General features: G+C 66.9%; 11 protein-coding genes. 1 reads left to right on the forward strand and 10 read right to left on the reverse strand.

Annotated elements, in window-relative coordinates:
• Positions 1-2: 2 nt before the first annotated feature.
• From QM806_RS37250 to QM806_RS37290, 9 genes are all read right to left on the reverse strand, one after another.
• Positions 3-791 (reverse strand): GvpL/GvpF family gas vesicle protein, encoded by a 789-nt coding sequence (locus QM806_RS37250; RefSeq protein WP_005255132.1) that lies wholly within the window; start codon positions 789-791, stop codon positions 3-5.
• A complete protein-coding gene (gene gvpJ / locus QM806_RS37255) occupies positions 791-1,159 on the reverse strand; it encodes a gas vesicle protein GvpJ (protein WP_005255135.1) in 369 nt (122 codons plus the stop codon). Before gvpJ ends, QM806_RS37250 begins: the two co-directional genes overlap by 1 nt.
• Positions 1,156-2,499, reverse strand: coding sequence for an SRPBCC family protein (locus tag QM806_RS37260; RefSeq protein ID WP_283294707.1), 1,344 nt, complete (start codon positions 2,497-2,499; stop codon positions 1,156-1,158). Before QM806_RS37260 ends, gvpJ begins: the two co-directional genes overlap by 4 nt.
• A 5-nt stretch (positions 2,500-2,504) precedes the next feature.
• Positions 2,505-3,197, reverse strand: a complete 693-nt coding sequence (locus QM806_RS37265) for a hypothetical protein (RefSeq protein WP_120659076.1) — start codon at positions 3,195-3,197, stop codon at positions 2,505-2,507.
• Positions 3,198-3,648: 451 nt separating this feature from the next.
• On the reverse strand, positions 3,649-4,203 hold the full coding sequence (locus tag QM806_RS37270) for a hypothetical protein (protein WP_283294708.1): 555 nt from the start codon (positions 4,201-4,203) through the stop codon (positions 3,649-3,651).
• A gap of 531 nt (positions 4,204-4,734) precedes the next feature.
• On the reverse strand, positions 4,735-5,001 hold the full coding sequence (locus QM806_RS41945; RefSeq protein ID WP_375154191.1) for a hypothetical protein: 267 nt from the start codon (positions 4,999-5,001) through the stop codon (positions 4,735-4,737).
• A 102-nt stretch (positions 5,002-5,103) separates the two neighbouring features.
• Complete coding sequence (locus QM806_RS37280; RefSeq protein WP_005257862.1) at positions 5,104-5,259, reverse strand: DUF6131 family protein; 156 nt, start codon at positions 5,257-5,259, stop codon at positions 5,104-5,106.
• A 63-nt stretch (positions 5,260-5,322) separates the two neighbouring features.
• Positions 5,323-5,508: a CsbD family protein gene (locus QM806_RS37285; protein ID WP_005257863.1), complete on the reverse strand. Its 186-nt coding sequence runs from the start codon at positions 5,506-5,508 to the stop codon at positions 5,323-5,325.
• An 81-nt stretch (positions 5,509-5,589) separates the two neighbouring features.
• A complete protein-coding gene (locus tag QM806_RS37290) occupies positions 5,590-6,054 on the reverse strand; it encodes a hypothetical protein (RefSeq protein ID WP_133986694.1) in 465 nt (154 codons plus the stop codon).
• A gap of 117 nt (positions 6,055-6,171) precedes the next feature.
• Here QM806_RS37290 and QM806_RS37295 point away from each other — a divergent pair, with 117 nt between their 5' ends.
• Complete coding sequence (locus QM806_RS37295; RefSeq protein ID WP_283294709.1) at positions 6,172-6,930, forward strand: TetR/AcrR family transcriptional regulator; 759 nt, start codon at positions 6,172-6,174, stop codon at positions 6,928-6,930.
• 382 nt (positions 6,931-7,312) lie between these two features.
• On the opposite strand, the gene QM806_RS37300 is transcribed toward QM806_RS37295, so the two are convergent.
• Positions 7,313-7,528, reverse strand: a 216-nt coding sequence (locus tag QM806_RS37300; protein WP_283294711.1) for an integrase core domain-containing protein, incomplete at its 5' end; no start/stop codon positions are given.

The raw sequence follows: 7,528 nt of genomic DNA on the forward strand, positions 1-7,528 counted from the left end.
CCTCAGCCCTCCGGTGTCGGGGACACCACGAAGTCGTAGGCGGCGAGCGGGCCGAGCAGCCGCATCTCGACCCGGCCATCCCACCGCTGCGCCAACGCGCCCACCACTTGCTCGAGCTCGTCCTGCCGGGCGACCTCGACCAGGACCGCCACCTGCGCGGCATCCTCCTCGTGGGTGGGTTCGCGGACGTTGACCGCGTCGGCCAGCGAGTCGAGTGCCTCGACCACCGTGGCCGTATCTTCCTCTCTCTTCGCGACGATGGCGTTGGCCACGATCTCGCCGAGGGCCATCCGGGCGTCGCGGGTGGTGGCCTCCGGCTGGTCGCGGATCGTGTCGCGCAGTGCGCTGGCCCGCTCGTTCTCGCCGATCACTTCCCACAGGATGGCGTGTTCGACGTAGCGGCCCTTCACCACGTATTGGGCCTTACCCTCGAGTTGCTCCATCGCGGCGGCGAACTCGTCGGCGTGCGCGGTGAGCAGTTCGTCCTTCACCGCGTCGGTGTCGGTCAGCACGGCCCCGAACCGCAGGGGGAGTACCGGTGCCACCCGCGCGGCGCCGTCCAGCAGGTGTGCGTGGGCCTGGAGGTCCGCGGGTTTACCGAGCGGCCGGTCCACCGATATTTCACTCACCAGCGCCGCGATGTCACCGTGTCTGACGGTGCTCACCTGGGAGTCGTCGACGCCGACGGCGTCGTCTTCGGTCCGCACGTCCGCGGGCACGATGCCGTAGACGTAGATGCCGGTGGTGCGCGGCTGTTCGGGCGCATCGGTGGCCTGGTTGGACGTGGACATCATCTGTCCCCTCTGCTGGATTTCCGCGACACGCGCTCGGGCTCCTCTTGTCCGCCGCCGAGGAGGTCACCGAGTTTTTCGCCGGCGGCCTCGAGCGCGCCCTTGGTCTTCGACTTGGCACCACCTTCCGTCACGGACCCCACCAGATCGGTCAGGCCCTTGGGTTCGCTGCCGATCTCGAGCCGGTTCACCGCCTCCGCGAACCGCAGGTAGGTGTCGACGCTGGCGACGACGATGCGGGCGTCGATGGTCAGCAGTTCGATGCCGACCAGCGAGACGCGCACGTAGGCGTCGATGACCAGGCCCTTGTCGAGGATGGTGTCGATGACGTCGGCGAGGCTGCTCGAGCTGGGCCCGCCGGTGGTCACCGGCGGGCTCCGCGCTTCGCGCCGGCCGACTTTGTGGCCGCGGTCTTGCGCGGGCGGCCACGGCGTGCCGGTGCCGGCGGTTCACTCGCGGCCGCGGTCTTGCGTGGGCGGCCGCGGCGTTTCGGTGCCGGCGGTTCACTTGTGGCCGCGGTCTTGCGCGGGCGGCCGCGGCGTTTCGGCGCGGGTGCCTCGGGCTCCTCGTCCTCCTCGTCCTCCTCGTCGACCGCTTCCTCGCCCTCGTCCTCTTCAGCCTCGTCTTCCTCTGCCTCGGGTTCCTCGTCCTCGGCCTCGTCTGTTTCCTCCGACTCCTCGTACTCGTCTTCCTCTGCCTCGGGCTCCTCATCCTCGGCCCCGTCTTCCTCGGGCTCCTCGTATTCGTCCTCGTCTGTTTCGGCGGGCTCCTCGGGCTCCTCCGTCTCGTCCTCTTCGCCCTCGTCCGGTTGCGTTTCGTCCTGCTCGTCTTCCGGTTCCGCTTCGTCCTGTTCGGGCTCGACTACCTGGCCGTCCCGGATTTCTCCGCGCCAGCCCTCGAGGTCGTCGGGATGGAGGATTGTCTGTGTCATGACATGGCGTGCAAAGTGCTTCAATTCCAGCCGTGCTCGTCGTCCCTGTGCACGCCAGAGGTTTCCCGTCTTCTCGAACAGTCCCTTCGGGTGATACTCGAGGATGAGGACGATGCGGGTGAGATCGGGAGTCACCTCGTGGAACGTCACCGCCCCGTCGATGAAACCCTTGGCGCCCTTCGAGCGCCACACGATCCGCTCGTCGGGAACCTGCTCGAGGATCGTCGCTTCCCAGGTTCGGTGCGACAGGAAGATCTGTGCCTTCCATTCGAGCTTTTCGTCCGATTCCTGTTCGACCCGTTCGACCTTCTTCATGAAGGAGGGAAAGTCGGCGAATTGGGTCCATTGGTTGTAGGCCAGCTGAACCGGGACTCCGACGTCGATCGTTTCGACGATGTTGGTCAATTTCAGCTTCTTGCCTTTTCCGCTACCACCACCGCCCCCGCCGGTGACCGCGTCCTTGACGTCGGAGGCTTTGTCCTTGACCATCTGCTTGGCGCCCTGCCACCAGCCGCCGCCGGTGTCGGACTTGTCCGGCGACTCGTCGTCATCCGTTTTCTCGGAACCGGTGAGTGCGGCGAGCAGCCCTCCTTCACCGCCGCTCTCGGCGTAGTCGGTGAGCCGACCGGAGGTGTTCGACACCTTGTCCGAGACCGACGTCAGTGCCTTCTCGGCGACCGTGCCGAGCAGCGTCTGTATCGAGTCCTGCAGCACGCTCGACGCGCCGTGCCCGTCGCCCGGTACGGCCTCTTGTAGTTTCTTTGCGGCGTTCGTCATCGCCGTCACCTCCGTGCCCGTCGGACGGGCGCGGAGTCCGTCGTTGCTTTGGCCTGTGTCCTGCGTTTGCGGGCCGGAGCCTCTTCGTTATCGTCGTCTTCGTCTGACTTCGTGGTCCGCGACCTGCTCGCGGGCCGGGTGCTGCTGGTGCTCGACGCGCGGCGGCGCGGCGTGGGCCGCTTACGTGGGGCCGGCTGTTCGTCGGCCGCTGCCTCGTCTTCGTCCTGCTCCTCGTAGTCGTCGGCCGCGTCTTCCGCGCCGGGGGAGTCGTCCTCCGGCTGTTCGTCGGTACTGGGCTGCTCGTCGTCGTCCCGCGAACGAGTCCGCTTCTTGCGGCCGAATCTGCCCACCTTGGTGACATCACTGACGTTGTCCGGGAGATCGCTGACGGTGCCCGTGATCTCCTGGCCGCCCGATTGGAGCCGGTTGCTCAGCGAGTCGATGCGTTGGCTGGCAGCGGTGACCGCTGCGGCCTTCGCCGCGCTGACTAATTCTCCCCGGACCGTGTCGCCGAGTTTGGCGACTTCCGGGGAATTCGCGAGCATCTTGGTGCCGAGGGTGAGCAGCTCCCGCGGCCCGCCGCGAAAGCGCCCGGTCGTCCCGGCCCCGGCGAGCATCAGTGCCAGCTTCATCCGGCGGGTGCGGCCTAGCAGATAGCCCGCACCGATCGCGGCCGCCATCTGAGTCTTGTTGTTCATTATTGAACCCCTTTTTGCCGAGTAGTCACCTATGCACCTCTCGCCAACCTCGGAGATGTGTCGCAGGACCGTTTTCGGTGATGTGCCGCAAGACCGTGTGCATGGTAGGGGTGCGCATTGTCGACTACCCCAACCCGGCAACGCTCAATCACCAGCACAACCACTGTTCGGGCCGACTTCACGGACACCCGTTTCTCGGTTGTGCAGAAATTCGATGTTTCCGGCCTCTCCCGCAGCGACCGTGATGAAGCGAGACGCCTCACGCGGGTGGACCTCTCGAAGATGTTGCTGTGCAAGGCATTAAGCACTGTGCGGTGGTTCCCGGGAGGGTTCGTCGAGCAACGGAAGATCGCTGGTGTTCACTGGTTGCGCAATGCCGCGACGAATTTTTTCTGTGGAGCGTCGTGTGCCGCCCGCTCACGAAATCGGTCCTGCCCACCCGCCGATCAGGTCAGTCTGCGGCGGCTGCTCGCACCGCCGCGACGATTGCCATGACAAGCAGGGCCAGTAGCAGGATCACGAGCAGCACCGGCCCGAGGAGGAGTCCGAGGCCCAGGAGGAGAATCAGGGCGATCTTGGCCTTGGTGCTCAATCCGGTGACCAGACCTTTGATCGCGGCCCACACCGGATTCTTACCCGTCAGGGCGGCGCGAACGCCTTCGAGTCCGGCTTGCATGCCCACCCCGCCGTGCGCGACCTCGTCGACGAGGGTTTCGATCCACTCCTGGATCTTCTGCTTGATCTTTTCCGTCAGCATGGCGCCGCGGTCTCGCGCCGTCTCCAGGAGCTGGTGAATGTGGGTTTTCAGCCATTCGATGGCGGCCTCGACCGACCGCGACACCAGGCCCGGGGTGGTGTCGGCGGGCCCGCCGCGGTTGGTGTCCTTCGCTGACGAGTCCGGTCGGCGTGTGCGATTCGGGGCGGTGGACCGCGGGTGCGCGGCCGTGCGGGACCCCGCACCTCGGGGATGCTTGCGGGCCGCCGGTTTCGCGGTGGTGGCCCGCACCGGCGCACGCCCGGAGGGTGCGGCGCTGTCGGGGCGTCGCCGACGGGGTGTGCCCGAGGATGATTCGCCGGTGGCGTCCGTTCGCGTTCGTCGTGGCGTCGGTTCCGCCCGCCGTGGGCCACTACGCCGGGAGGTGGCCGCAGTCGATGTCGTCGCCGGCCGCCTGCGCGGCAGCCGCCCGTTCTCGGTTGTGATGGGCGTCGTGGACCTTTTCGTCGTCGTGGATGTCCGGACCGCCGGCTTGGTTGCGGTGGTCGCGGTGGGGTTGTCGCCGCCGGCAATCGTGCCGTGGCCGACTGTGCCGCCTCGGTGCGAGGGTGTCCGGCCGCCCGTTCTTGCTCGTGCAGCCATACACTCAAACTACCCCCGGGAGGCGATCCCCGGGAACCGGATTGGGCACCGGAACACTGCACCCCCGGGGAGCACGGGCGTTGGGATGACCGAGAGGCCGAATATCGACGATCGGCGGTCGCGCTCGGTTGAGCGGATCGTTGCCCGAACACTGATCTGTTCGAGGGAAATGTTGGAACGTCAACCAAAATCCGTTGCGGGAACACCATTCCACAGCAATTCGGTGACGTCGTGGAAGCATACGAGTGTCACCGGGTCGTCCCGGCGCCCGAGCACCGACTGGGGTGACGAAGGCGCGAACGGTGGAACCGTGGTCCTGCTGCCGTGGATCACCAACCGGGCCGCGGCATCCGGGACGGCCGCGTACTCCGCCGCACCATCGGCTTCCAGGGGGTAGCTGGTCAGTTGGTCGCTGAGCGCCTCGACGTCCGCGTCGGTGAGGTGCACGTATTCCTTGATGTCGGATATCGCTATGGCGTCCTCCAGGTTCCGGACGAGCCCCGTCCCGGAACGCTGGGGTGCGCACGTCCGGTGCGGCTTCGGACCGGGTCAGTAGTAGTGGCGTCGGCCCGCAACCGCGTGGCCGGTCATGCCCATGATCTCGAGGACCACGCCGATGACGATGAGCGCGATACCGACGTACAAGAGGACGGGGATGCCGGCCACCGCGCCGATGATGGCGAGGATGATGCCGAGAATGATCATGGCGGCGACCTGATTTCGGGATGGAGACTGGGGGATTGGGGGATCGGACGGAGTGTGAGCGGGTCAGTGTTTGAAGGGGTGCCTGATCTTCTGCTTGAACTTGTCACCGGTTTGCTTGGCGTTGCCCTTGGCCTGCTCTGCACTCCCCTCGGCTTCCATGCGTTCATTTCCGAGGGCCTTGCCGACCGTCTTCTTGGTTGCGCCCTCGGCGGTTTCGGCCTTGTGCCGAAGCTTCTTCACGATGCTCATGGCGGTGCTTCTTCTCTCTTGGGTGATCGGACGGCGCGGCTGCGGCGGCCGATGTCAGTGGGGCCCGGTGCCGGGGCGTCGTCAGCGTGCGACGTCATGGGTGGTGGGGGCCCTAGTTGTTCGGTGGCCGAACGGGTGCCGCCAGTCGCGTCCCCCGGCGGGCCGGCGACCGCGATCGACACCGTGCGGTGACGCGTGGGCGGTGTCCGGGTCCGCGGCGACCATGTTGCGCTGTTCGGCGAGGCGGTCCCGATCCTGGTACGCATCGGCTGTTTCGCGGCGGGATTCGGTCAGGTCGTGGCGGGCGATTCGGCCGCGCCGGGAGGTGCGCCGGGCGCCGGCCAGTAACAGGCCGAGCCCGATGAGCCCGACCGCGCCGACAACGATGCCGTAGAGGAAGAGCGTGCCGGTGGAACCGGTGACGTGATAGCCGAACACGGCGAACCCGTCGGTGAGGGCGTGGCCGTCGCCGCTGTTGCTCAGCACGCCGGTGAGTCCGACGATCACGGCGGCGAGAAGGACGATGAGTCCGAAGATGATGATCATGACGGCCTCCAGTGGCCCACGGTGTATTACCTAGTCAACGCCGCATTCGCCCTCGCGTCAACAGCGTAGAGCTACGGCTTAGCGCTACAGTGAAATGGCGTAGGGAAGGGGGTAGTGATGGCCGATGTGCCCGCTCCTCGCGCGACCCGGCCCGGCCGTGGGCGCGACCCCGGCGGTGATCCGATCACCCGGCAGCGGGTACTCGCGTGTGCGCTCGAGATCGTCGATCGCAGTGGCATCGACGGGCTGTCGATGAGGCGCCTCGGCAAAGCGTTGGGCCGCGACCCGATGGCCCTGTACCGTCACGTTCCGAGCAAGGCGGCGCTCCTCGACGCGCTCGCCGAGCTCGTCCTCGAGCAACTCGAGGTCGACATCGGCGACGGCGACTGGGCCACCCAGCTACGGGAGGTCGCGCGGGGCTTCCGCCGGTTGGCCCTCGCCCATCCTCAGATGGTGCCGCTCATGGTCACCCGGCCGTTGTCGACACCACTCGGGCTTCGGCCGCTGGGCACCTTGCGTCCCCTGGAGGACATTCTCACGTTGCTCACCCGGGCCGGCTTCACCGGCGCCGATGCCCTGCACGTCTATCGGGCGTTGTTCGGCTTCCTCTACGGTCACGTCCTCAACGAACTGCACGAGCTCGTCGAACGACCCGACGAATCCGACGACCTCCTCCGTCTCGGACTGCACCGCCTACCGATCGGCGACTTCCCCCTCCTGCGGGGCCTCGCGCCCGTACTGGCGTCGTACGACGGGGCCGCCGAACTCGAACGCGGCGTCGACATCCTCCTCGCCGGTCTGACGGCTACACTGACCCAGCCCGACAGCCCGACAGCCCGACAGCCCGACCCTGCGGCCCCGGAACCGGTGAACTGAACCCCTCCGTCAACCGGCGGACCGGTTCCGTTCTGAACCCCGATGCGATCCGGGTCACCCCGGGTGACTCGATGCACGAGGGCATTGCCCTCATTGACGGGCCGCCCTATGAGGTTGATTTCCGCAGCTACGCCAAACCCGTTTCCGCTACCGATCACCTTTCGGCGTGGTTGCGGTCGGCGGCGACTGCTTACGAATCGTCGAGCGGGTGGGCGTGATCCGCCGCAGAGGTGCCCAGCCCCTGGACGGCTGTGGATGGTCTTCGTCCTCGCCCGTGGTCGAGTTGTGCGGTTTCTCCTCGTCTCGTACGTCCGTCGGACGCTTGTGCGCCTTGACCGTTCGGGACTGCCCCCACCCTGGTTGACACTCGGGGTGTGCAGTTTCAGGCCGCGTGTGCGGTCTGATGGAGCGTCTCATATTCGACGGGTGTCAGTCGACCGAGACCGCGTTGCCGGCGCCGCCGGTGGTAGGTCGTCTCGATCCACCCGACGATCGCCAACCGTAGTTCCTCACGGCTGCTCCAGCGGCGACGGTCGAGGACATTGCGTTGCAGCAACGCGAAGAACGATTCCATCGCGGCATTGTCACCACATGCCCC

Origin of the sequence: Rhodococcus sp. IEGM 1351, assembly GCF_030056875.1 — a bacterium.
In the GTDB taxonomy this organism is placed as follows: Bacteria; Actinomycetota; Actinomycetes; order Mycobacteriales; family Mycobacteriaceae; genus Rhodococcus_F; species Rhodococcus_F opacus.

What these genes read in the sequence shown, in the direction of transcription:
- QM806_RS37250 (WP_005255132.1), bottom strand. Translation starts at nt 791, where the DNA reads ATGTCCACGTCCAACCAGGCCACCGATGCGCCCGAACAGCCGCGCACC.
- QM806_RS37260 (WP_283294707.1), bottom strand. Translation starts at nt 2,499, where the DNA reads ATGACGAACGCCGCAAAGAAACTACAAGAGGCCGTACCGGGCGACGGG.
- QM806_RS37265 (WP_120659076.1), bottom strand. Translation starts at nt 3,197, where the DNA reads ATGAACAACAAGACTCAGATGGCGGCCGCGATCGGTGCGGGCTATCTG.
- QM806_RS37280 (WP_005257862.1), bottom strand. Translation starts at nt 5,259, where the DNA reads ATGATCATTCTCGGCATCATCCTCGCCATCATCGGCGCGGTGGCCGGC.
- QM806_RS37285 (WP_005257863.1), bottom strand. Translation starts at nt 5,508, where the DNA reads ATGAGCATCGTGAAGAAGCTTCGGCACAAGGCCGAAACCGCCGAGGGC.
- QM806_RS37290 (WP_133986694.1), bottom strand. Translation starts at nt 6,054, where the DNA reads ATGATCATCATCTTCGGACTCATCGTCCTTCTCGCCGCCGTGATCGTC.
- QM806_RS37295 (WP_283294709.1), top strand. Translation starts at nt 6,172, where the DNA reads ATGGCCGATGTGCCCGCTCCTCGCGCGACCCGGCCCGGCCGTGGGCGC.